We start from the raw sequence: 21371 nt of genomic DNA on the forward strand, positions 1-21371 counted from the left end.
ATCTGCTGCTCCTTGCCGGTGGCCTTGTCCTTGGCCGAGACCGAGACGATGCCGTTGGCGTCGATGTCGAACGTGACTTCGATCTGCGGCACGCCGCGCGGCGCGGAGGGAAGGCCCGTCAGGTCGAAATTGCCGAGCAGCTTGTTGTCCGCCGCCATTTCGCGCTCGCCCTGGAACACCTTGATGGTGACCGCGGTCTGCCCGTCCTCGGCGGTGGAGAAGGTCTGGCTCTTCTTGGTCGGGATGGTCGTGTTGCGGTCGATCAGCCGGGTGAACACGCCACCCAGGGTCTCGATGCCGAGCGACAGCGGGGTCACGTCCAGCAGCAGCACGTCCTTGACGTCGCCCTTCAGCACCGCGCCCTGGATGGCGGCGCCGATGGCGACCACTTCGTCCGGGTTGACGTTGCGGGCCGGCTCTTTGCCGAAGAAGGTCTTCACCGCCTCGATGACTTTCGGCATGCGGGTCATGCCGCCGACGAGAATGACTTCGTTGATCTCACCGGCGGTGACGCCGGCATCCTTCAGCGCCGCGCGGCATGGGGCCAGCGTGCGCTCGATCAGGTCGTCGACCAGCGATTCCAGCTTCGCGCGGGTCAGCTTCAGCACCATGTGTTTGGGGCCGGAGGCGTCGGCGGTGATGAACGGCAGGTTGATCTCGGTCTCCTTGGAGGAGGAGAGTTCGATCTTCGCCTTTTCCGCGGCCTCTTTCAGGCGCTGCAGGGCAAGCTTGTCCTTACGCAGGTCGATGCCCTGGTCGCGCTTGAACTCGTCGGCCAGGTAGTCGATCACGCGCTGGTCGAAATCCTCACCGCCGAGGAACGTATCGCCGTTGGTGGACTTCACCTCGAACACGCCGTCGCCGAGTTCCAGGATGGAAATGTCGAAGGTGCCGCCACCGAGGTCATATACCGCGATGGTGCCGGCATTCTTCTTGTCCATGCCGTAGGCCAGGGCGGCCGCGGTCGGCTCGTTGATGATGCGCAGCACCTCCAGGCCGGCGATCTTGCCGGCGTCCTTGGTGGCTTGGCGCTGCGCGTCGTTGAAGTAGGCCGGCACGGTGATCACGGCCTGGGTGACGGTCTCGCCCAGATACGCTTCGGCGGTCTCCTTCATCTTGGTCAGGATGTAGGAGCTGACCTGTGACGGGGAATATTTGTTGCCCTTGGCCTCGACCCAGGCATCGCCGTTGTCACCGCGCACGATGGTATAGGGCACCAGGGCCTTGTCCTTCGTTACGGTCGGGTCATCGTAGCGGCGGCCGATCAGGCGCTTGACGGCGTACAGCGTGTTGGTCGGGTTGGTGACGGCTTGCCGCTTCGCGGACTGGCCGACCAGGCGCTCGCCGGAATCGCTGAACGCAACCATCGACGGGGTCGTGCGCGCGCCTTCTGCGTTCTCGAGCACGCGAACGTCCTTGCCTTCCATGACTGCGACGCAGGAATTGGTGGTACCAAGGTCGATACCAATGACTTTACTCATATATTTTAGCTCCTTTGCAGCGGGCCCCGCCCGGCCCGCAGCACCGGAGAGACCCCTTGGGGATAACGTCTTCGGATGTATTCAAACCGCCCACCGCGCACAAGAGGATTTTTGTCCGTGGCCCGGTTTTTGCGATCCAATGGGCGGCCGCCGCGCCGGCCGACCGCCGGGGCTAACTGCCCATGACCGCTGACTTATGTCGTTGCCGGCGCAAAAACAGCGATCGCTTGTGCAAGCCTGATATCCCGCTCCGTCACCCCGCCGGCATCGTGCGAAGAAAGGCGGATTTCCACCTTGTTGTAGGAATTCGCCCAGTCGGGATGGTGGTTCATCTGCTCCGCCAGCAGGGCCACGCGCGTCATGAACGCGAAGGCCTCGGCGAAGTCCTTGAACTTGTAGCTGTGGTGGATGGATTTTCGGTCGGCCGCCGGCGCCCAGCCGGGTGGCAGGTGGTGGAGTTCGGCCTCTGACAGCAATTTGGACATTTTCGCTCCTCCTGGAAGGAAGTGGCCGCTTTTTGAAAAAAGCGGCGCAAAAACTTCTTCTATGCTGGGCCGGAGGCTGTGTCGGCGACAAGCCCATGCCCAGCATAAAAAAGTTTTTTTGCTTCTTTTTGTTCACAAAAAGAAGCCTTCCTTTCCTACCCCAGGCACCATGCCAAAATCGCCTTTTGCGCGTGCAGCCGGTTCTCCGCCTCGTCGAACACGACCGAGGCCGGACCGTCGATCACCGCCGCCGCCACCTCCTCGCCGCGATGTGCCGGCAGGCAGTGCAGGAACACCGCATCCGGCGCTGCCAGCGCCATCAGTTGCGGCGTCACTTGGTACGGCCCCAGCGCGGCAAACCGCTCCGCCGCGTCGTCCGGCGAATCGGCCATGCTGAGCCAGGTATCGGTCACCACGCCGCGCGCCCCGGCGACCGCCGCGCGAGGATCGGTGGTCACGGTCACATCCGCGCCCTGCGCCTTCGCCCAGGCGAGCGCGTCGCGGCTCGGCCCATGGGCCTCCGGGCAACCGAGCCGCAGCGAAAACCCGAATCGTGCGGCCGCTTCAATGAACGAGGTGGCGACATTGTTGCCGTCGCCCAGCCAGGCGATCGCTTGGCCCCCGATCGGTCCGCGATGCTCCTCGAAGGTGAGGATATCGGCCATGATCTGGCAGGGATGCGACAGCTCGGTGAGGCCGTTGATGATCGGTACGCTGGCGTGCTTCGCCAGCTCGTGCAGCTTCGCCGCGGCGCCGGTGCGGAGCATGATCGCGTCGACATAGCGCGACAGCACGTTGGCGGTGTCGGAGATCGACTCGCCGCGGCCGAGCTGCATGTCGCGGGAGGAGAGCGTGATCACGTCGCCGCCGAGTTCGCGCATCGCCACCTCGAAGGAGACGCGGGTGCGGGTGGAGGGTTTCTCGAAGATCAGCGCCAGCGTCCTGCCTGCCAGTGGCTTTTTGCCGCTGCGCCGGGTGCGCTTGAACTGCGCCGCACTGTCCAGCAGCGCGCGCAGTTCCGCGCCGGAAAAATCCTTGAGGTCAAGGAAATGCCGGGGGGCGGCGCTGCGCAGCTCGATGACGGCGCTCATTTCGCCGCCTCCAGCATGGCGGGCATGAGGTGCTGCGCCGCGCGGTCGAGGCGTGCCAGTGCCTCGTCGCATTCCGCCTCGCGCACGATCAGCGGCGGCACCAGCCGCAGCACGTTGTCACCGGCGGCGACCGTCAGCAGCCCTTCCGCCACGGCGGCGTTCTGCGCCGCAGTATTCGGGACCGCGCATTTCAGCCCCACGATCAATCCCATGCCGCGTACCTCGGTAAACACGGTGGGATACTTCGCACGAAGTTTTTCGAGACCGGCCCACAGATACTGGCCGGTCGTGACGACCTCATCGAGGAAGCCGGGGGCCAGAATGACGTCCAGCACCGCGTTGCTCGCGGCGCAGGCCAGCGGGCCGCCGCCGAAGGTCGTGCCATGGCTGCCGGGCACCAGCGCCTTCGCCACGCGCTCCTTGGCCAGCACCGCGCCCATCGGGAAGCCGCCGGCCAGACCTTTCGCGAGCGACATCACATCCGGCTCGATCCCGGCCCATTCATACGCGAACAATTTGCCGGTGCGGCCCATGCCGGTCTGAATTTCGTCCATCCCGAGCAGAATCCCGAACTCGTCGCAGGTCGCGCGCAGGTCACGCAAGAACTGCATCGTCGCCGGGCGGATGCCGCCTTCGCCCTGGATCGGCTCGATCAGCACGCCGGCGGTCTGCGGCGTGATCGCCGCGCGCAGCGCGTTCATATTGTTGAACGGCACATGATCGAAGCCGTCCACCACCGGGCCGAACCCGGCCTGGTATTTTGGGTTGCCGGTGGCGGCCAGCATGGCGAGTGTGCGGCCATGGAAGGCGCCGTCGCAGCAGATTACCCGCACGCGCTCAGGCTGGCCGGCATCGGCCATGGTTTTGCGCAGGGCCTTCACCAGGCCCTCATTCGCCTCGGCGCCGGAATTGCAAAAGAACACCGAGTCCGCGAAGCTGGCTTCGACCAAACGCTGCGCCAGATGCTCCGCGCCGGGAACGCGGTACAGGTTGGAGACATGCATCACCCGCTTGGCCTGCTCGGCGATGGCCTGGGTCAGATGCGGGTGCCCGTGTCCCAGCGAGCTGCTGGCGATGCCGGCGCCGAAATCAAGAAAGCGTCGCCCCGCCGTGTCGAACAGCCAAGCGCCTTCGCCATGCTCGAAAGCAAGGTCGGCGCGGTTGTAGTTCGGCATTAGCGGAGAAATCATTGTTGTGCTTTCAAGGGCAGAAAGCACGGAAGATTGCGCAAATGAGCCAAAAAAGTCAAATTTATCGCTTGACGCGGATCGCGCTGGCCGCGCTGTGCACCGTGCCCTCCTGCCTGGAGGCAGGCCTGATCATCTGGGGCGAGGCGCATGGGCTGACCGGCAAGGCGCTGCGCGACGGGCTGGACTTCTGGGGCGGCGGCTTTCTGGCCCTGCACGGGCATCTCGCCGCGCTGTTCGATGTACAGGCCTACCAGGCGTTTTTTGCCGCGCTGTACGGCAAGCTGCCCTATCATCTGTGGAGCTACCCGCCGAACTATCTGCTCATCGCACTGCCCTTCGGCTGGCTGCCGCCCTGGCCGGCGGTGCTCAGCTTCGATCTTCTGTCCCTGCTGCTGCTGGCCGTGCTGCTGCGGGTGGCGGGGAAGGGGGGATGGTTCATCGCCGCTGTCCTGGCCAGCCCGGCCAGCCTTGAGAACATGCTGGAACATCAAAACGCAGCACTGCTCACCGCGCTCATCGGCGGCGGCCTTCTGCTCCTGCCGCGCCGGCCGCGTCTGGGCGGGGTACTGATCGGCCTGGCCACCATCAAGCCGCAACTGGGTCTGGCCTTGCCGCTTTTTTTGCTCCGTCGCGCGCCGGCCGCGTTTGGGCTGGCGGTTGTCTCCGCTTTGGCTTTCGCCGGCCTCTCCTGGCTCGTCCTGGGCTCGGCGGCGTGGTCCGGCTTTTGGCATTTCACCCGCCCGGCAATGTCCAACGTGCTGCTCACCGGCCAACCGCCGGCCTTCGCGGGCGGGCTGATCAGCGTCTTCGCGAGTTTTCGGTTTCTCGGCGTTCCTGCGGCACTGCTGGTCCAGGGGGCGGTCAGCGCCGTCGCCATCCTGCTCTCCTGGCGGGCGCGCTCGCCCATCGCCGTGCTGCTGCTGACCGCGCTGGCCTGTCCGTATCTGCATGATTACGACCTGCTCGGCGCCACGTTGGCGGTCGCCCTTCTGGTGGAAAAGCGCCTGGTCACCGGCTTCGCGCCGTTCGAGGCGGTGCTCTGTTTCCTCGCCTGGTTCGGCCCCGGCCTGCTGCCCTGGTCGCCGCAATTCGCCCATGTCACGCCCTTCCTGCTGGTCGCACTCTTGGCAAGCGCCATGCGTCGTGGTGGACTTGCGCCATGCGACTCCTCTCTGGCTCCGCCCGCCTCGCCGGTGTTATCGGCTGGCCGGTCGCCCATTCCCGTTCCCCCCGACTCCACGGCACCTGGCTGAACCGCTACGGGATTGACGGCGCCTATCTGCCGCTGCCCGTCGCCCCGGAGCATTTCGCCGACACCGTCCGCGCGCTGCGCCATGCCGGGTTCGCGGGTGCCAATGTCACCATCCCGCACAAGGAAGCCGCCTTCGCGGTGTGCGACCGGCTGGAGCCAAGCGCGCTGCGCGCCGGCGCGGTCAACACGCTGATTTTCGGTGACAGCATCACCGGCGCCAACACCGACGGCTACGGTTTCGTCGCGAATCTGCGCGCCCATGGCGTCGATCCGGCCGCCGGCCCCGCGCTGATCCTGGGCGCCGGGGGCGCTGCCCGCGCCATCGCCGCCGCGTTGCAGGATGAGGGTGCGGCGGTGACCATCTGCAACCGCTCGCCCGAGCGCGCCGCCGCCCTGGCCGCGCACCTGCCGCCCGCCAAAATTTTGGCGTGGGACCAGCGCGCGGCAGCACTCAGCGACCATGCCCTGCTGGTGAACACGACCTCGCTGGGCATGACCGGGCATCCGCCGCTGGATATGCCGCTTGAGTCCGCCCCCGCCTCGCTGGCGGTCGCCGATATCGTCTACGCCCCGCTCACCACGCCCTTGCTCGCAGCGGCGGCGGCGCAAAAATTAAAGGCGGTCGAGGGGCTGGGCATGCTGCTGCACCAGGCCGTGCCCGGTTTTTCCGCCTGGTTCGGCGTCACCCCGGAAGTGGACGAGGAACTGTACCGGATCGTCGCTTCATGATCGTGATCGGCCTGACCGGCGGCATCGGCATGGGCAAAACCACGGTGGCGAAAATTTTCGCTGCCCACAGCATCCCATGCTTCAACGCTGATGACGAGGTGCATCTTCTCCAGGCCCCTGGCGGCCGCGCCATCCCGGCCCTCGACCGCGCCTTTCCCGGCACGGTGGAGAACGGCGTGCTGAACCGCGCCCGCTTACGCGAATGGGTGCTGGGCGACGACGTGGCGATGCGCCGGCTGGAATTCATCATGCACCCGCTGGTGCGCCAGCGCGAGGCGCATTTCCGCAGCGCCGCCTTCCGCGCCGGCCGCCGCGCCGTGCTGCTGGATCTTCCGCTCCTGTTCGAGACGGGATCGGAAAACCGCTTCACAAAAATCATCACCGTTTCCGCCCCGCTCGACGTGCAGATCGAGCGCGTGCGCCGCCGCGGCCTGCCGGACGAGCAGATCGAGGCGATCATCGCCCGGCAGATGCCCGATGCCGAAAAACGCCGCCGCGCCGACTATGTGGTGCGCACCGGCCTCTCGAAATTCCACACCGTGCGCCGCGTGCGCCGCATCATCCAGGGGCTGCTGCCATGAGCCGTTCCGTGCTTTTCGACACCGAGACCACCGGCTTCGAGCCGCTCACCGGCGACCGGGTGATCGAGATCGCCGCCATCGAACTGATGAACGACCTGCCGACCGGCGCGCAATATCATGTGCTGCTCGACCCCGAGCGCGACATCCCCAGTGACAGCACGCGCGTGCACGGCATCACCAACGCCGATGTCGTGGGCAAGCCGAAATTCGCCGCCATCGTAGACGGCATGCTGGAATTTTTCGGCGATGCGCCCCTGGTCGCGCATAACGCGCCGTTCGACTTCGGCTTCATCGACCACGAGCTGTCCCGCCTCAACCGTCCGCCTTTGGGCCGGCCGCGCATGATCGATACGCTGGTGCTGGCGAAAACCCGCTTCCCGGGCATGCCTAACAGCCTGGACGCGCTGTGCCGCCGCTTCGACATCGATCTCTCCGCCCGCACCAGGCATAACGCACTGCTCGACTGCAAATTGCTGGCCGAGGTCTATGTGGAGCTCACCGGCGGCCGGCAGCGCGGCCTGGTGCTGGAGACCACGCAGGGCTTGGCCTTCGCGCAGTATGAGCGCGCCGAAAACCGCACGCCGAGGCCGATCGTGGTGGACGAGGTCACGCTCGCCGCCCATGGCGCCTTCGTCGCTCGGTTGAAAGACCCGGTCTGGCTGAAGGAATAGAAGGAAGCAGCTGCTTTTTAAAAAAAGCGGCGCAAAAATTTTTGGCTAAGCTGGGTCATGGGCGTTGTCATCGACAACGCCCATGACCCACTACCGAAGTTTTTGGTAGTGGGTCAGTTTGAAATTCCGCTATGGGGAGACAAACCGGTCATAACGCGACTGCGCGTGAGATCCCCAGTTCCGGCCATTTCGTTCCCGAGGAGCAGCCCACGGCGCTCGCCAACGAATTGATACTGCTTCTCACGGCATCGGATGGTGAATGCGCACCTCCTTGATCTGATATTACTAGAATTCGATGAATTGATGGAGATCGCGACAATTGAAATAGCAAGATGGTGGTGAAATGACAGACCGTACAAGCTTCAAAGCCGATATTCGTCCGCTGTTCACGGATCGGGATATTCAGGGAATGAGCCGGGCTTTCAACCTGGCGAGTTATGAGGAGGTAAAGTCACACGCCTCAGCCATCTATGATCGTATTCGCGGGATCGGAGGAGCCGTGATGCCACCGCCACCGCCGCGGGGCGAGGGACCCTGGCCCCAGTCCCGGATCGAGCTGTTCGGCCGCTGGATCGAGGACGGGTGCCCACCTTGATTGAGAGCTAGCTGTGTCGTTGGCGAATATTGTTGGTATCCGGAGGCTTGACGATCGTTAAGTACGGTTGTCGCCTCAAAGGCCAGTCACGCATCCTGATCTATGCGAATGCCTAAATCATGCAGGCCACGTGAGCTCACGCCATCTCCATTTCGTAACCTGCTCCGGCGGCCTGTTTCGGGTGGCGGCTCGAGGTGCGGGAACGGCATCTTTTCCCAACAGCAGACGCTCCCGTGGACACGCCTGAACGTCGTGCTTTGGTCGGAAGCAGGAATTTAGCTGACCCGCTACCAAGTTTTTTCTTCCTTTTGTTTACAAAAAGAAGCCTTCCCTTCGCTTCGCAGTGCCACCGCTCAGTCGAAGCCGAGTGTTCTGTTCGTTGCTGCGAATCCCGCAAAAATTTCTGCTCCGCCGATCGCCTGGCCATCGATCGAACGCACGGGGCGAAGACTCAGGGCATTGCCCAGGCATAGCGCCTCGGCCTCAAGCAACCACGCCACTGGCAGCGCTGCCTCGCGCACCAGCCCGGCCTCGAGCAGCACGGCGCGGCGGATGCCGGGCAGCGCGCCATCGTCCAGCCGCGGCGTTAGCCATGCGCCGGCGCGGTGGACGAAAACAGTGGCGGCGCTCGATTCCGCCACCAAGCCTGCCTGGTTGAGCAGCAGTGCCTCTGTGGCCCCCCGTTCCTCCGCCTCGATCCGGGCCAGAATACTGGGCAGATAGTTCAGCGACTTGATCCGGGAGAGGGGGGAGTTTTCATCCCGCGTGATGCCCCGGGCGATGATGACGTCCGCAGGGGCGGCGGGCGGCGGCAGGAGAGCGGCGGTGACCAGCACGGTCGGGCGTTGCGGCCGGACGGGCAGCACACCGCGTGGCCCGGCGCCGCGCGTTACGGTCAGCCGCAACACGCCATCGGCCAGTCTGTGCGCGGTCACTACCGCCGCCAGGGCATCATGCAAAACGTCTGCGTCCGGCAAATCGAGGCGGAGCAGAAGCGCGCCGGCCTGGAGCCGGGCGAGATGCCGCATTGCGTGGCGGGGAACGCCTGCGGCCACGCGCAGGGTTTCGAACAGCCCGTCACCCAGCAGCAGGCCACGATCGGCCGGGTCGATCCGCGCCGCCTCAGCCGCGACCAGCGCGCCGTTCAGCCAGATCACTTGGTTGGAACATGATTGCATTAGGAGGAAAGCGGCCGCTTTTTAAAAAAAGCGGCGCAAAAATTTTTGCTATGCTGGACCATGGGCGTTGTCCCAGACAAAGCCCATGGCCCAGCATTAACAAAGTTTTTTTGCTTCTTTTTGTTCACAAAAAGAAGCCTTCCCTTCGCTTGTCTAACCATTGCCCGCCGCCAGCAACGGTGCCGCTTTCAGCCGCATCTCGGCATATTCGGCGGCGGGATCGCTGTCCCACACAATTCCCCCGCCGGCCTGGGCGAACAAAGCCTCCCGGGTTGCGATGATGCTGCGGATCATCACTGAGCTCCCCATCGCGCCGTCAAAGCCGAGCCAGGCGATCGTGCCGCAATAGGCGCCGCGCGCCGCCGTCTCGATCTCGTCGATGATCTGCATGGCGCGATGTTTCGGCGCGCCGGTGATCGACCCGGCGGGAAAGGTGGCCCGGAGCAGATCGATGGCGCCGAGACCGGGCTTGAGCCGCCCTTCGACCACCGAGACCAGATGCTGCGCGTTCGCAAAACGTTCCAGCGCGCAGAGCGCCGTCACTTTCACGCTGCCGGTCGCACAGACGCGGCCGAGATCGTTGCGCATCAGATCCGCGATCATCAGGTTTTCCGCGCGATCTTTGGCCGACTGGCTGAGTTCCTGCCCGAGGCGCTCATCCTCCTCCGCGGTCGCGCCGCGGCGGATCGTCCCCTTGATCGGCCGGGTTTCGACCCTGCCATCCGGGTCAAGGCTCAGAAAAGCTTCCGGCGAGGCGCTGATGATCGTCGCCTCGTCGTCGCAGCGGAGAAAACTGGCGAAGGGGGCGGGGTTTTTGCGCCGCAGCGCGGCATATAGTCCAGCGGTGGACAATCGCGCTGGCCGTCGCGCCCGGAAACGATGCGTCAGATTGGCCTGAAAAATATCGCCCGCGCCGATATAGGCGCGTACGCGGTCGACCCGCTCGTGATAGTCGGCTTCGCTCCATTCCGGCTGCCAGTCCAGCGGCCCCGCCGCCGGCAGCGTCGCGCACCGCGCCAGCCGTGCGGTCAGTGCCGTGAGGCGCCGGGCGGCGGGCGCGCCCGGCCGGTCATGGCCGATGAACCAGAGCCGGCTTGTGCGATGCTCGAAGCCCAGTACGGTGTCGTACAGCCCGAACCACGCATCGGGCAGGCCTTCCATGCGCGGATGCCGGCTGGTGATCCCCGCCGCGGCGACGCCGAGCTCATAGCCGAGAAACCCGACCGCGCCGCCGATGAAGGGCAACGGCGCCGCGCTGTCCGGGCTGTGCGGCGGACGGTGACGGTCGAGCCAGGCGGCGAGGGTGGCGAAGGGATCGGAGGCAGACGCGGGCAGGGTGAGGGTCGCGACCGGATCAAGGCAGAGATAGGATATTTCGGCGCGCGGATCGTTCGCGGCCGCGCTGTCGAGGAACGCCAGATAGGGTTCATCGGCGCAGGCGGCGAAACTGTCGAGCGGATCGCGCCAGGATAATTCGGTCACCAGCATCGGCGTCGTTTCGCATAAATGGCCCGGGCGATCTACAGGCTGTCCGAGAGCGAAGGAAGCAGCCGCTTTTTAAAAAAAGCGGCGCAAAAATTTTTGTTAATGCTGGGCCTTGGGCGGTGGCGGCGACAACGCCCATGGCCCAGCATTAATAAAGTTTTTTTGCTTCTTTTTGTTCACAAAAAGAAGCCTTCCCCTTCGCTTCCCCTAGCTGCTGGCCTGGAGCATCACCGGCAGCTCGCATTCATCATCGGCGTGGCAGACCCGGTCGCGCCCCTCCTGCTTGGCGCGGTACAAAGCGCGGTCGGCGGCCTCCAGCAGTTCCACCGCTGTGAGGAGCTCGGTCTCCGGTGTCAGCGAGGCGACGCCCAGGCTGATGGTGGCGAAGCCGTTCGGCCGTTTGGTGTGTTTCAGCCGCAGGTCGCGCACCGCCATCAGCAGGCGGTTGGCGACCGCATGCGCCGCGCGGGAGCTTGTGTTGGGCAGCAGAATGGCGAATTCCTCGCCGCCGTAGCGGCCGACCACGTCGCCTGGGCGGCAGGTCGCCAGAAACACAGTGGAGAGCGCGCGCAGGCACTTGTCACCCGCCGGATGGCCGTACAGGTCGTTATAGGCCTTGAACTCGTCGGCATCGATCATGATCAGCGCCAGGTGGCGGCCGTTTTTGGAGGCCCGGTCGAAATGCCGCTGCAGACTTTCCTCGAAATGCCGCCGGTTGGCGACGCCGGTCATGAAGTCGCTGCGTGCCGCCTGGCGATGCCGCCGGTCGGAGACCTCCTTGCTCAGCCCGATCAGGCCCAGGCCGGTCAGGATGGTAAAGGCGAGGGCTTCGATCATGAGCGAGGTGAAGCCCGGCATGTCGGTGAAGGAGGGGTTGCCCGGATGGGCGCGGCCCAGGGCCGTCAGGGTGCGGTGCAGTGTCAGGAAGGCGTGGGCGCCATACAGACAGAGCAGCCAGCCGCGGATGCTGAGCGCCCCCAGGCGCATCTGCCAGATCTCGCGCATCGTCAGGAGGATGAGTGCCATGATCACCAGCCCTGCCGCGCCGGTGCGCAGGTCCATGCTGTCGCGGATTTGTGGTGTCAGGCACAGTGCGCACCAGATCACCGCAAAAGCGGCGATCACGTCGAGGCGGGCCGGTCGCATGAGCAGGTTACGGCAGCCGGTCCAGATCAACCCGTAGAAGGCGAACACCAGCGCATTACTGATGATGATGGCAGGCAGGAAGGGCAGGGCCACACGGCTCACCATGCCGAAGCAGAACAGCATGCATCCCCCTGCCATCCATAGGACAGCCTTCTGGCTGCGGTCCTGCAGCCAGATCGGCACGCAAGCGGCGCTCATCAGCGACAGTACCAACAGTATGGCGAGGAAGAGTGTTTTGGGGTCCAGGGCCGTCATTGTATATTATTTGCCAATCGGTCCTGTCCCGGACCAAAACTGCTTTTGTACCTAACGAAATGTTATATCGCACTCATTTTTTCAGGATAGATCGTTGCTGAAGGCGTTGATCTGCGTTTGGTGTGTTTTGTTTTTGCAAGGCTTTTCACCATTCTAAGAGGCGTTGTTATGTATTCGGTGTAGCCGTTAATTCGTGTAATTCGTGCGCGTTAATTTTTTGTATAGTATAACGATGGTTGCGGAAAGATGTTTCGTGCTGATCGTAAATTTATTGTTTGTTTTGGCATAAATATTAAATATGTTCCCTGATAATTCTATGAACTTTAAGTCATTCCGAATAACGAACGTATTTTTGTGGGAAGTTTGCCTTGGATCTCTGCACATAAAAACGCGTTAGGAAGTTGTCGCAAAATGAATCGGGCGAAATCAACTTAAAGGCGAAGCGCCTAAGGTTCTGCGCAAAACTTGGGCTGAAAAAGATGAAATGCAGCCTTGGCTTTTTCGGAGGGTGAAGACTTTCGTTCAGTCGATTGATTTGTCAGGAGCTTGCGTGGACAGTCGAACGCTGTGTTCGGGCATGTCGTGGTGCGCGTGGTGAAAAAATAATTTTTTCGATGGCGGCGCCGGGCGTGAATGGTTTATTTTTCATGGAGAAATGACATTGGGTTGTCCGGCTGGGACGGGAGTTTTTTTGGGTCTGCCCAACCGGGCGTTGTAATTTATTGTACCTGTCTCTGGCTGAAAATCTGCAGGAGTGTTCGTCATGTCCAAGCATGTGTACAAAAAACTTGAACTGGTCGGCTCGTCGCCTGATGGCGTTGAAGACGCTATCAGCAATGCCATCGCTCGTTGCAGCGAGAGCGTGCACAATCTGCGCTGGTTCGAGGTGACGCAGGTTCGCGGCGAGATTGCGAATGGCAAAATCGCTCACTACCAGGTGGCGATGAAAGTTGGTTTCACCTTGGATGAATAGAGGAGCCTGCCCTGGGGAGTGAAGGGAAGGCTACTTTTTGTGAACAAAAAGTAGCAAAAAAACTTTGTTAATCTGGGCTGTGGGCGTTGTCCCCCGACAACGCCCATAGCCCAGCATACCAAAAGTTTTTGCGCCGCTTTTTTTAAAAAGCGGCTGCTTTCCTTTGTGTGATGTCACGCGGCGCGGGAGAGGCCGGGTTCCACTCTCTCGTAGCCGGCGGTTTCCAGCATCGCGGGGTCCGCCACCTCCACCAGTGCCGCGCGATCGAAGCCGTTGAACGCGGTGCGCAGGCAGGCGCCATAGGCGCCAAGCTGGCCGATTTCGATCCAGTCCCCCTCCGCCACGTCGTCCGGCAGCATGAACGGCCCGCGCATCACGTCGATGGAATCGCAGCTTGGCCCGAACAGGCCGAACGCGGCGAGGGCGGCGCCGGTTTCGCCGGTGGCGCGGAGCAGCTTGGTGGGGAAGCGGAAGCCGAGCGCCCCGGCATCCGCCAGTGCGCCATACACGCCGTCATTCACATACAGCATGTTGTCTTTGCGCAGCTGCACCTGCACCACCACGGACCCGCCGCCGGCCACCAAAGCGCGGCCGGGCTCGGCCCAGAGTTTTACACCGGGCAGGTCGAGTTGCTCGAACGAAGCCTCAATCTCCGCCATGAAGGCGCCGAGCGGCGGTGGGTCCAGGTCCGGATAGGCGACCGGAAACCCGCCGCCGACATCGATCACATCCACCCGCACCCCGGCGCTCTGGATCACGCGCCCGACCAGTGCCATCGCCTCGCGCCAGGCGAGCGGATCCATGCATTGCGAGCCGACATGGAAGGCAATGCCCAGCCTTCCCGCCACCGGCCGCGCCGCTTGCAGAAGTGTCACCGCCGTGTCGAAAGTCGCGCCGAATTTGCTGGAGAGATCGATCGCCGCCCGGGCCGCGGGCAAGGCCAGGCGCACGAACAGGCCCGGCCGCGCCGTCTCATGCTCGCCGATGACCTCGAGGATTTTCTGTAATTCGGCCTTGGAATCCAGCACGAAATCCCGCACGCCGTTCACCGCCCAAGCTTCGCGGATGGCCGCGCGGCCCTTCACCGGATGCATGAAATGAATGTCCGCGCTGGGAAACAGGCGGCGCACCAGCGAGACTTCGGAGATCGAGGCGCAGTCGAAGTGGCGCACCCCGCCGGCCCACACCGCGCGCAAGACCGCCGGCTCAGGGTTGCATTTCACCGCGTAGAGCACGTCGCCGGGGAAAGCGGCGACGAAGGACGCAGTGGTGGCCGCGATCACCTGCGGGCGGAGGCAGTGCAGCGGCACTTCCGGGCGCAGCGATTTCACCACGTCGGCGACGCAGGGCAGCGCGCTCGCGCGGTCGGCTCGGAGCGAGATGTGACGGCGCAGCGGGCGTACGGCCCCGTGATTCTGAATCAGGCTCATAGCAAAACGTCCTTGCAAAACCCAAGGCCGGTCTGTGCCGGCCGTGAAATGTGTAGAAGATGGCGGGACGGGCGCGTGTCAGCGCCGTCTGCACCGTGATTTCCAGGTTATGCGCGGACTTCGCATCGATAACGTCCGGTCAACTAACATAGCCGTCTCCTAATTGATCCCGGTCCTGCGACCGACTCTCGACCTACCAGGATGCGTCTCGTCGTTGCTGTACCCGCTGGTCTGGGTTCGCGGCACGTGCGATGCATCAAGCTTTCCGAAAAAAGAAAGCTGAAGCGGAATAGGGCAATTTTCTTTCCGCGTGATATGTTAAATTCTCATGGCGGAGGCCAAATTTTGGACGTTTTTTGCATGGCTCAGCCGCCAGGCTCTGGGGGCTTCTGGCTGGGCTGAGCCGTGCCTAGGCCATGGCCCGTAACGGGGCAGTGGCCGGTGCGGCTTGGTGCTGGGTCTCGGTGCCGGAATCCTGCCGATGATCGATCACCATATAGCCGCGGCCCCAATTGGTCTCGATGAAATCATCGACGCCGAGAGATTGCAGTTTCTTACGGATCTTGCAGATGAAGACGTCGATGATTTTCGGGTTCGGCTCGTCCAGCCCGCCATAGAGATGGTCGAGGATCGCCTCCTTGCTGAGCACCACGCCTTTACGCAAAGCCAGGATTTCCGCGATCTGATATTCTTTCTTGGTCAGGGTGACCGGCTTGCCCCGGGCGTAGATTTTCTTCGCGTTCATGTTGATCTCGACCGCGCCGAGGCGCAGCGCATTGTCCTGGAAGCCGCGGCTGCGGCGGATCAGGTTCTGCACTTTGATGAAGATCTCCTCGTGCGACAGAGCGTCGACGATCAGATCGTCCGCCCCGGCCTGCAGCACGCGCAACCGGGCGGCTTCGTTCATGCTGCTTGTGACCGCGACGAGCGGGGCGCGCACGCGGGCCAGGCGCAGTTTGCGCACGATCTCGAGCTCGCCCATCCGGTCCTCGGACAAATGCAGCAGGATGGCGTCGTAGTCATAGAATTTCACCAGATCGAGGGCTTCGTCCGCATCATGTGTCTCCTCGACGATGGCAAAGCGCGAACGCAGGAAAAGCGTGAGAAGGTCTTTTTTATGGGACTTCGCCTCAAAAGAGAGAATTTTCACGGGAGCCTCCGTTTTGATTGTGCAACATTACAACCAAGGAGGGAAGTCGTCAATCATTTTGTTTGTTCATCGCGCTGTGCGTGTAAAAATTAAGAATTTATCGACGAAATTTGTAGCGGTCGACTCGGGCCGCTACGCCGTCATGTTGGGTTGCTTTTGAGCAGGTCGCGGATTTCCGCGAGCAGGGTTTCGGTCGGCGTGGGCGCCGGGGCCGCGGCCGCGGGCGCTTTATAGAGTTTCTGGAGCAGCCTGATCATCCAGAAGATCGCCGCGGCGATGATCAGGAAGTTGATGAGCGCGTTGAGGAAGACGCCGTAATTGATGGTCACGGCGCCGACCTTCTGGGCATCCGCCAGGGTCTGCTCCGCCGGACCGCGCAGCGTGATGAAATGGTTGGAAAAATCCACGCCGCCGCTGATCAGGCCGATGAGCGGGGTGATGATGTCCCTGACCAGGCTGTTGACGATGCCGGTGAAGGCGGCGCCGATCACCACGCCGACCGCCAGGTCGACGACGTTGCCGCGCATGATGAAGGCCTTGAAATCATCGACCCAGCGGGGTTTGGGCAGAGCGAGTCTGGTGGGCAGCAGATCTGACATGTCGGTCTCCTTGTTGGGCAGCGGCGTCGGTTGGTTGGTCGCGCGGCCTTGTTTTTGGTCTCTGCCATTTAGCGTGCGTCCGGGCTGAGCAGAACGAAAAACACGCAGCCGCTTAAAAAATGCCCGCAAAAAGCGCCCGGGACCTGGCCCGGTGCGGCGCGGCCGAGCGGCCGGTACGCGATGGAAGCTTGCCCGGCGCGGCGGTGGTTTGAGAGAAGGGGGTGATTGAACGAGGAGGTTGCGATGCGGAGCAGGATTCTGGTCGTCGGTCTGGCCCTGGTGCTGACCGGCTGCGGCTCCGGGACGGGGCGGCTTTCCGGCGGTGCGGCGGGCGGTGCTGCCACCGGCGCGCTCATCGGCCTGATCGGCGGGCCGATCGGCGTCGTGGTCGGCGCCGGCATAGGCGCCGGGGCGGGCGCCATGACCTCCAGCAACACCACGCCCAAGCAGGTCAACCTCGGCCCGCCGCCTTGGGGCAACGACCATGAGGCGGCCCAGCAGGGTCAGGGCCAGCAGGTTCAGGCCCAGCGTTAGCGCGTTAGGCGGCTTCCCTCCCCAAAGATATGTGCTAAACGCCGGGACTTATGCGTCAGTTTCTGGAATTCGAAAAACCCGTCGCCGAGCTCGAAAGCAAGATCGAGGAATTACGGCGCATGTCCTCCCCCGGCGAGATCAACATCGCCGACGAGGTGGCGCGGCTCTCGGCCAAGGCTGACAGCCAGTTGCGTACCCTCTACGCCAAGCTGACGCCCTGGCAGAAGACGCTGGTGGCCCGGCACGCGGAACGGCCGAAGGCGGCAAGGGTCATCGCCACGCTGATCACCGATTTCACGCCCCTGGCCGGTGACCGGGCCTTTGGCGACGATGCCGCGATCATCGGCGGCATGGGGCGTTTTCGCGGCGCGCCGGTGATGGTGATCGGCACCGAGAAAGGCACCGATACCGAAAGCCGCATCAAATATAATTTCGGCATGGCCAAGCCCGAGGGCTACCGCAAGGCGCGGCGCCTGATGGAGCTGGCTGGGCGCTTCAACCTGCCGATCCTCACCTTCGTCGATACGTCCGGCGCCTTCCCCGGCATCGAGGCCGAGGCGCGCGGCCAGGCCGAGGCGATCGCCCGTGGCATCGAAGCCTGCCTGTTGGCGCCGGTCCCGCTGATCTCGACGATCATCGGTGAGGGCGGTTCCGGCGGCGCCATCGCGCTCGCGGCCGGCAACTCCGTGCTGATGATGGAACATGCGATCTATTCGGTGATCTCGCCGGAGGGCTGTGCCTCGATCCTGTGGCGCGACGCGGCACAGGCGCCCGTGGCGGCCGAGGCGATGCGCATCACCGCGCAGGATCTGCGCCGGTTGGGGCTGATCGACGAGGTGGTGGCCGAGCCGCTTGGCGGCGCACATCGCGACCCGGAAGTGGCGATCGCCAGCCTCGGCAACGCCATCGCCCACGCCCTGGAGCCGCTGAAACTCCTGTCCCCCGAATCGCTGCGCGCCCGCCGCCGGGAGAAATTCCTGGCGATGGGCAAGCTCGGGCTAGGATAGAGGAAGTAGCCGCTTTTTAAAAAAAGCGGCGCAAAAATTTTTGCTCCGCTGGGTCATGGGCGCTGTCCCCGCCAACGCCCATGACCCAGATTAATAAAGCTTTTTTGCTACTTTTTGTTCACAAAAAGTAGCCTTTCCTTTCCCTACGAAGCAGGCATGCCGGTGAGCAGGCCGACCCACGCGATCAGGCCCAGGGCCGTGCTGAGGATGCCGTTGGCGGCGTTGTCGTTCACCACCGCAGCGACGCCGACCGCCACCGCCAGCACACCCGGCCAGCGCCTTCCCAGGGCGAAGCCGGCAATGCCGCAGAGCAGCGCCGCCCAGCCGAAGGCTTGCTGATATTGCACCCACAGCATTGCGGCACGCGGTGCGCAGATCGCCGGGGCGTTCGCGGCGGCGCAGAGACCGGCGGTCATGCGCCGCACGATGCAGAGTTCCCGGCCCGCGGCCATGCCGCAGCCGACCACGGCGACCAGCCCCAGCCCCAACCAGTCTTCCGCGTGGAGGCGGATCGTTTTGCCCATACGGCGCATCCTCACTCTTTTCAGGCGCCCTTGGTTAAGACGCCGGGGTTACTTTAGACGCCGTGGTTGCTCTCGACCTTCGGGGGCCGTATTGCTGCGGTGCGTTACGTTTCAACCAGTAATACACGGTTCATGACAGACCACACCAGCGGAAAATCGCCCAAAAGTTTCCAGGATATTATCCTGACCTTGCACAATTTCTGGGCGCGCCAGGGCTGTGTGATCCTGCAGCCTTACGACGTGGAGATGGGGGCCGGAACCTTCCACCCCGCCACCACTCTGCGCGCCTTGGGGGCAAAACCCTGGCGCGCGGCCTATGTGCAGCCTTCGCGCCGCCCCTCGGACGGGCGCTACGGCGAGAACCCCAACCGGCTGCAGCATTATTATCAGTATCAGGCGCTGCTGAAGCCGAGCCCGGACAACATCCAGGAGCTGCTGCTGGCGAGCTATGATGCCATCGGCATCGACCGCAGGCGCCACGACATTCGCTTCGTCGAGGATGACTGGGAAAGCCCGACGCTCGGTGCCTGGGGGCTGGGCTGGGAGGTGTGGTGCGACGGCATGGAGGTGACGCAGTTCACCTATTTCCAGCAGGTCGGCGGCATCGCCTGCGTCTCCCCCTCGGCCGAGCTCACCTACGGGCTGGAGCGGCTGGCGATGTATGTGCAGGGCGTCGAGAACGTCTACGACCTCGATTTCAACGGCGCCGGCGTCACCTATGGCGATGTTTTTCTCCGCGCCGAGCGTGACTACAGCAAGTATAATTTTGAGCTGGCGGACACGGACATGTTGATGCGGCATTTTGAGGATGCCGAGCGTGAGTGTGCCGCCTTGGTGGCAGAAGGCGTGGCGCAGCCGGCTTATGACCAGTGCATCAAGGCGAGCCACGCCTTCAACCTGCTCGACGCGCGCGGCGTGATCTCGGTGGCCGAGCGCGCGGCCTATATCGGCCGGGTCAGAACCCTTGCGAAGGCGTGCGCGGAAATCTGGATGACGGGCGAAGACAATGGCTGAATTTTTCCTGGAGCTTTTTTCGGAAGAGATTCCGGCGCGCATGCAGGCGCACGCAGCGTCGCAGTTGGCGTCATTGGTCGCGGAAATTCTGGCGCCGTTGAACCCCGCCGGAGCGCAAACATATTATGGCCCCCGCCGCCTGGCCGTGAGCATGGACGTCGCGGCCGAAGTACCGGCGGCACAGATTTCTGAGCGCGGCCCGCGCGCCAGCGCGCCGGAACAGGCGCTCGCCGGCTTTCTGCGCAAGCATGGCGCGACGAAGGAGCAACTGACCCAGGAAGGTGATTTCTGGGTGCTGAACAAGATCGCGCCGGCGATGTCGGCGCGTGACTTGATCCTCTCCGCTCTGCCCGCCGCGCTGGCGAAACTGCCCTGGCCGAAATCCATGCGCTGGGGTTCCGGCGGCGATTTCACCTGGGTCCGCCCGCTGCGCCGCATCGTCTGCCTGCTCGATGGCGAGATTGTTCCGTTCCAGCTCGGCCCGGTCACCGCGGGGAACGAGACCGAAGGCCACCGCGTGCATGCGCCGGGCGCCTTCGCGGTTTCTTCGGCTTCCGACTGGGAGCAGAAGCTGCGCGCGCATTACGTGATCGCCGACGCGGCGGAACGGCGGAAGATCATCGCCGAAGGCATCGCCGCACAGGCGGCGGCGCAAAATCTGACCGTCGCCACGGATGACGGGCTGCTCGACGAGGTCACCGGGCTGGTGGAATGGCCGGTGCCGCTGATCGGCCGCATCGATGACAATTTTATGGACCTGCCGCCGGAAGTCCGCGAGCTGTCGATGAAGATCAACCAGAAATATTTCGCCCTGCGCGACCAGGCCGGGCGCCCGGCGCCCTATTTCGCCTTCGTGGCGAATCTGGCGGCGGATGATTCTGGAACGGCGATCATCGCCGGCAATGAGCGCGTGCTGCGCGCGCGCCTGTCCGACGCACGGCATTTCTGGGATCTGGACCTGAAAACGCCGTTAGAATCCCTGCTGCCGAAGCTGGAGAAAATCACCTTCCACGCCAAAATCGGCACACAGCGCGCGCGCGCCGAGCGGATTTCCGCGCTGGCGGGGGAAATCGCTCTGCAGCTCGGCGCCAGCACCCAGGACGTGAATCACGCCACGCGCGCCGGGCTGCTGTGCAAGGCGGATCTCGTCACCGGCATGGTCGGCGAGTTCCCGGAACTGCAGGGCGTCATGGGCGGCTATTACGCCGCCAAGGGGTCTTATGAAGGTGCCGCGGAAATAGGTGCTGCGATCCGCACGCATTACCAGCCGAAAGGGCCGGGCGATGACGTGCCGCGCGGCACCGTCGCCACCAGCGTCGCACTTGCCGACAAGCTCGACACGCTGATCGAATTCTTCCGCGTCGGCGAGAAACCCACCGGCTCGGGCGATCCGTTCGCGCTGCGCCGCGCCGCGCTCGGCGTGATCCGCATCATTCTGGAAAATGATCTGCGCCTGTCGCTTGGTTCTCTGGAACCTGACCTGCGGGACTTCATCCTCGAACGCCTGCGCGTCAAACTGCGCAGCGAGGGGCAGAAATTCGATATTCTCGACGCGGTGCTGGCCGGCGGCCGGAATGACGATCTGCGGGACATCATGCGCCGCGTGAACGCGGTGCGCGATTTTCTCGCCACGCAAGACGGCGCCAACCTGCTCACCGCCTATCGCCGCGCCGCCAACATTCTGCGCATCGAGAACGGCAAGGATGGTCCGCATGAGGGCGAGGTGCAGGAGGACGCATTCACGCAGGACGAGGAGCATCGTCTGAACAGCGCGTTGCGCCAGGTGCAGGGCGACAGCCTGAGCAAATTCGCCGCCGGCGATTACGAAGCCGCGATGCGTGAATTCGCTGGCCTGCGTGGCCCGGTTGACGCATTCTTCGAACAGGTCACCGTCAACGCTGAGCTGTCAAAAATTCGCCTTAATCGGTTGCGATTGCTGGCGAAGTTGCGGGACACGATGCATCAGGTTGCCGAGTTCGCGAAAATCGAGGGTTGAGGAGC

At 63.6% G+C, this 21371-nt stretch carries 20 protein-coding genes; 9 read left to right on the top strand and 11 right to left on the bottom strand.

Annotation, left to right across the window (positions count from 1 at the left end):
- The 4 genes from dnaK to VGG47_RS00110 all read right to left on the bottom strand — a co-directional run.
- Positions 1-1481, bottom strand: a 1481-nt coding sequence (gene dnaK, locus VGG47_RS00095) for a molecular chaperone DnaK (protein WP_331534810.1), incomplete at its 3' end; no start/stop codon positions are given.
- A gap of 194 nt (positions 1482-1675) precedes the next feature.
- Positions 1676-1966 carry a 4a-hydroxytetrahydrobiopterin dehydratase gene (locus VGG47_RS00100; protein WP_331534812.1) on the bottom strand — a complete coding sequence of 97 codons (291 nt, stop codon included), beginning with the start codon at positions 1964-1966 and terminating at the stop codon, positions 1676-1678.
- Positions 1967-2121: 155 nt separating this feature from the next.
- Positions 2122-3057 (bottom strand): ornithine carbamoyltransferase, encoded by a 936-nt coding sequence (argF, locus tag VGG47_RS00105; protein WP_331534813.1) that lies wholly within the window; start codon positions 3055-3057, stop codon positions 2122-2124.
- Complete coding sequence (locus tag VGG47_RS00110) at positions 3054-4247, bottom strand: aspartate aminotransferase family protein (protein ID WP_331534814.1); 1194 nt, start codon at positions 4245-4247, stop codon at positions 3054-3056. Before VGG47_RS00110 ends, argF begins: the two co-directional genes overlap by 4 nt.
- Before the next feature lie 41 nt (positions 4248-4288).
- Here VGG47_RS00110 and VGG47_RS00115 point away from each other — a divergent pair, with 41 nt between their 5' ends.
- From VGG47_RS00115 to dnaQ, 4 genes are read left to right on the top strand one after another with little or no spacing between them, the layout of a single operon-like run.
- The gene (locus tag VGG47_RS00115) at positions 4289-5500 is read left to right on the top strand and encodes a glycosyltransferase family 87 protein (RefSeq protein ID WP_331534815.1); all 1212 of its coding nucleotides are present in this window, start codon (positions 4289-4291) and stop codon (positions 5498-5500) included.
- A complete protein-coding gene (locus VGG47_RS00120; RefSeq protein ID WP_331534816.1) occupies positions 5407-6228 on the top strand; it encodes a shikimate dehydrogenase in 822 nt (273 codons plus the stop codon). The genes VGG47_RS00115 and VGG47_RS00120 overlap by 94 nt, the downstream gene beginning before the upstream one ends.
- Positions 6225-6809 carry a dephospho-CoA kinase gene (coaE, locus tag VGG47_RS00125; protein ID WP_331534817.1) on the top strand — a complete coding sequence of 195 codons (585 nt, stop codon included), beginning with the start codon at positions 6225-6227 and terminating at the stop codon, positions 6807-6809. Before VGG47_RS00120 ends, coaE begins: the two co-directional genes overlap by 4 nt.
- Entirely contained in the window at positions 6806-7480 is a 675-nt protein-coding gene (gene dnaQ, locus VGG47_RS00130) for a DNA polymerase III subunit epsilon (RefSeq protein WP_331534818.1), read from the top strand. The genes coaE and dnaQ overlap by 4 nt, the downstream gene beginning before the upstream one ends.
- Positions 7481-8428: 948 nt before the next feature.
- Here dnaQ and VGG47_RS00135 read toward each other — a convergent pair.
- The 3 genes from VGG47_RS00135 to VGG47_RS00145 form a co-directional block, all read right to left on the bottom strand.
- The gene (locus VGG47_RS00135; protein WP_331534819.1) at positions 8429-9232 is read right to left on the bottom strand and encodes an aminotransferase class IV; all 804 of its coding nucleotides are present in this window, start codon (positions 9230-9232) and stop codon (positions 8429-8431) included.
- Between the two features lie 174 nt (positions 9233-9406).
- Entirely contained in the window at positions 9407-10735 is a 1329-nt protein-coding gene (pabB, locus tag VGG47_RS00140; RefSeq protein ID WP_413788639.1) for an aminodeoxychorismate synthase component I, read from the bottom strand.
- A 210-nt stretch (positions 10736-10945) separates the two neighbouring features.
- A complete protein-coding gene (locus VGG47_RS00145) occupies positions 10946-12139 on the bottom strand; it encodes a GGDEF domain-containing protein (RefSeq protein ID WP_331534821.1) in 1194 nt (397 codons plus the stop codon).
- Between the two features lie 763 nt (positions 12140-12902).
- On the opposite strand from VGG47_RS00145, the gene VGG47_RS00150 reads away from it, so the two are divergent.
- The gene (locus tag VGG47_RS00150; protein WP_331534822.1) at positions 12903-13112 is read left to right on the top strand and encodes a dodecin; all 210 of its coding nucleotides are present in this window, start codon (positions 12903-12905) and stop codon (positions 13110-13112) included.
- A 173-nt stretch (positions 13113-13285) separates the two neighbouring features.
- On the opposite strand, the gene VGG47_RS00155 is transcribed toward VGG47_RS00150, so the two are convergent.
- The 3 genes from VGG47_RS00155 to mscL all read right to left on the bottom strand — a co-directional run bounded on the left by VGG47_RS00155 (position 13286) and on the right by mscL (position 16291).
- A complete protein-coding gene (locus VGG47_RS00155) occupies positions 13286-14542 on the bottom strand; it encodes a type III PLP-dependent enzyme (protein WP_331534824.1) in 1257 nt (418 codons plus the stop codon).
- A gap of 409 nt (positions 14543-14951) precedes the next feature.
- A complete protein-coding gene (locus VGG47_RS00160; RefSeq protein WP_331534825.1) occupies positions 14952-15692 on the bottom strand; it encodes a response regulator transcription factor in 741 nt (246 codons plus the stop codon).
- Positions 15693-15832: 140 nt separating this feature from the next.
- Positions 15833-16291, bottom strand: a complete 459-nt coding sequence (mscL, locus tag VGG47_RS00165) for a large conductance mechanosensitive channel protein MscL (protein ID WP_331534826.1) — start codon at positions 16289-16291, stop codon at positions 15833-15835.
- 243 nt (positions 16292-16534) lie between these two features.
- On the opposite strand from mscL, the gene VGG47_RS00170 reads away from it, so the two are divergent.
- Positions 16535-16825: a hypothetical protein gene (locus VGG47_RS00170; protein WP_331534827.1), complete on the top strand. Its 291-nt coding sequence runs from the start codon at positions 16535-16537 to the stop codon at positions 16823-16825.
- A 50-nt stretch (positions 16826-16875) separates the two neighbouring features.
- Positions 16876-17832, top strand: a complete 957-nt coding sequence (locus tag VGG47_RS00175) for an acetyl-CoA carboxylase carboxyltransferase subunit alpha (protein ID WP_331534828.1) — start codon at positions 16876-16878, stop codon at positions 17830-17832.
- A gap of 143 nt (positions 17833-17975) precedes the next feature.
- On the opposite strand, the gene VGG47_RS00180 is transcribed toward VGG47_RS00175, so the two are convergent.
- Positions 17976-18356, bottom strand: coding sequence for a hypothetical protein (locus tag VGG47_RS00180; RefSeq protein WP_331534829.1), 381 nt, complete (start codon positions 18354-18356; stop codon positions 17976-17978).
- Between the two features lie 132 nt (positions 18357-18488).
- Here VGG47_RS00180 and VGG47_RS00185 point away from each other — a divergent pair, with 132 nt between their 5' ends.
- Both VGG47_RS00185 and glyS read left to right on the top strand, forming a co-directional pair.
- The gene (locus tag VGG47_RS00185) at positions 18489-19370 is read left to right on the top strand and encodes a glycine--tRNA ligase subunit alpha (RefSeq protein ID WP_331534830.1); all 882 of its coding nucleotides are present in this window, start codon (positions 18489-18491) and stop codon (positions 19368-19370) included.
- Positions 19363-21366: a glycine--tRNA ligase subunit beta gene (gene glyS, locus VGG47_RS00190; protein ID WP_331534831.1), complete on the top strand. Its 2004-nt coding sequence runs from the start codon at positions 19363-19365 to the stop codon at positions 21364-21366. Before VGG47_RS00185 ends, glyS begins: the two co-directional genes overlap by 8 nt.
- Positions 21367-21371: the final 5 nt, after the last annotated feature.

The organism is Acidocella sp. (assembly GCF_036489515.1).
Taxonomy (GTDB): domain Bacteria; phylum Pseudomonadota; class Alphaproteobacteria; order Acetobacterales; family Acetobacteraceae; genus Acidocella.

What these genes read in the sequence shown, in the direction of transcription:
- dnaQ (WP_331534818.1), top strand. Translation starts at nt 6,806, where the DNA reads ATGAGCCGTTCCGTGCTTTTCGACACCGAGACCACCGGCTTCGAGCCG.
- VGG47_RS00145 (WP_331534821.1), bottom strand. Translation starts at nt 12,139, where the DNA reads ATGACGGCCCTGGACCCCAAAACACTCTTCCTCGCCATACTGTTGGTA.
- mscL (WP_331534826.1), bottom strand. Translation starts at nt 16,291, where the DNA reads ATGTCAGATCTGCTGCCCACCAGACTCGCTCTGCCCAAACCCCGCTGG.
- VGG47_RS00100 (WP_331534812.1), bottom strand. Translation starts at nt 1,966, where the DNA reads ATGTCCAAATTGCTGTCAGAGGCCGAACTCCACCACCTGCCACCCGGC.
- VGG47_RS00175 (WP_331534828.1), top strand. Translation starts at nt 16,876, where the DNA reads ATGCGTCAGTTTCTGGAATTCGAAAAACCCGTCGCCGAGCTCGAAAGC.
- VGG47_RS00185 (WP_331534830.1), top strand. Translation starts at nt 18,489, where the DNA reads ATGACAGACCACACCAGCGGAAAATCGCCCAAAAGTTTCCAGGATATT.
- VGG47_RS00180 (WP_331534829.1), bottom strand. Translation starts at nt 18,356, where the DNA reads ATGGGCAAAACGATCCGCCTCCACGCGGAAGACTGGTTGGGGCTGGGG.
- coaE (WP_331534817.1), top strand. Translation starts at nt 6,225, where the DNA reads ATGATCGTGATCGGCCTGACCGGCGGCATCGGCATGGGCAAAACCACG.
- glyS (WP_331534831.1), top strand. Translation starts at nt 19,363, where the DNA reads ATGGCTGAATTTTTCCTGGAGCTTTTTTCGGAAGAGATTCCGGCGCGC.
- argF (WP_331534813.1), bottom strand. Translation starts at nt 3,057, where the DNA reads ATGAGCGCCGTCATCGAGCTGCGCAGCGCCGCCCCCCGGCATTTCCTT.
- VGG47_RS00115 (WP_331534815.1), top strand. Translation starts at nt 4,289, where the DNA reads ATGAGCCAAAAAAGTCAAATTTATCGCTTGACGCGGATCGCGCTGGCC.
- VGG47_RS00110 (WP_331534814.1), bottom strand. Translation starts at nt 4,247, where the DNA reads ATGATTTCTCCGCTAATGCCGAACTACAACCGCGCCGACCTTGCTTTC.
- VGG47_RS00170 (WP_331534827.1), top strand. Translation starts at nt 16,535, where the DNA reads ATGCGGAGCAGGATTCTGGTCGTCGGTCTGGCCCTGGTGCTGACCGGC.
- VGG47_RS00150 (WP_331534822.1), top strand. Translation starts at nt 12,903, where the DNA reads ATGTCCAAGCATGTGTACAAAAAACTTGAACTGGTCGGCTCGTCGCCT.
- VGG47_RS00155 (WP_331534824.1), bottom strand. Translation starts at nt 14,542, where the DNA reads ATGAGCCTGATTCAGAATCACGGGGCCGTACGCCCGCTGCGCCGTCAC.
- VGG47_RS00120 (WP_331534816.1), top strand. Translation starts at nt 5,407, where the DNA reads ATGCGACTCCTCTCTGGCTCCGCCCGCCTCGCCGGTGTTATCGGCTGG.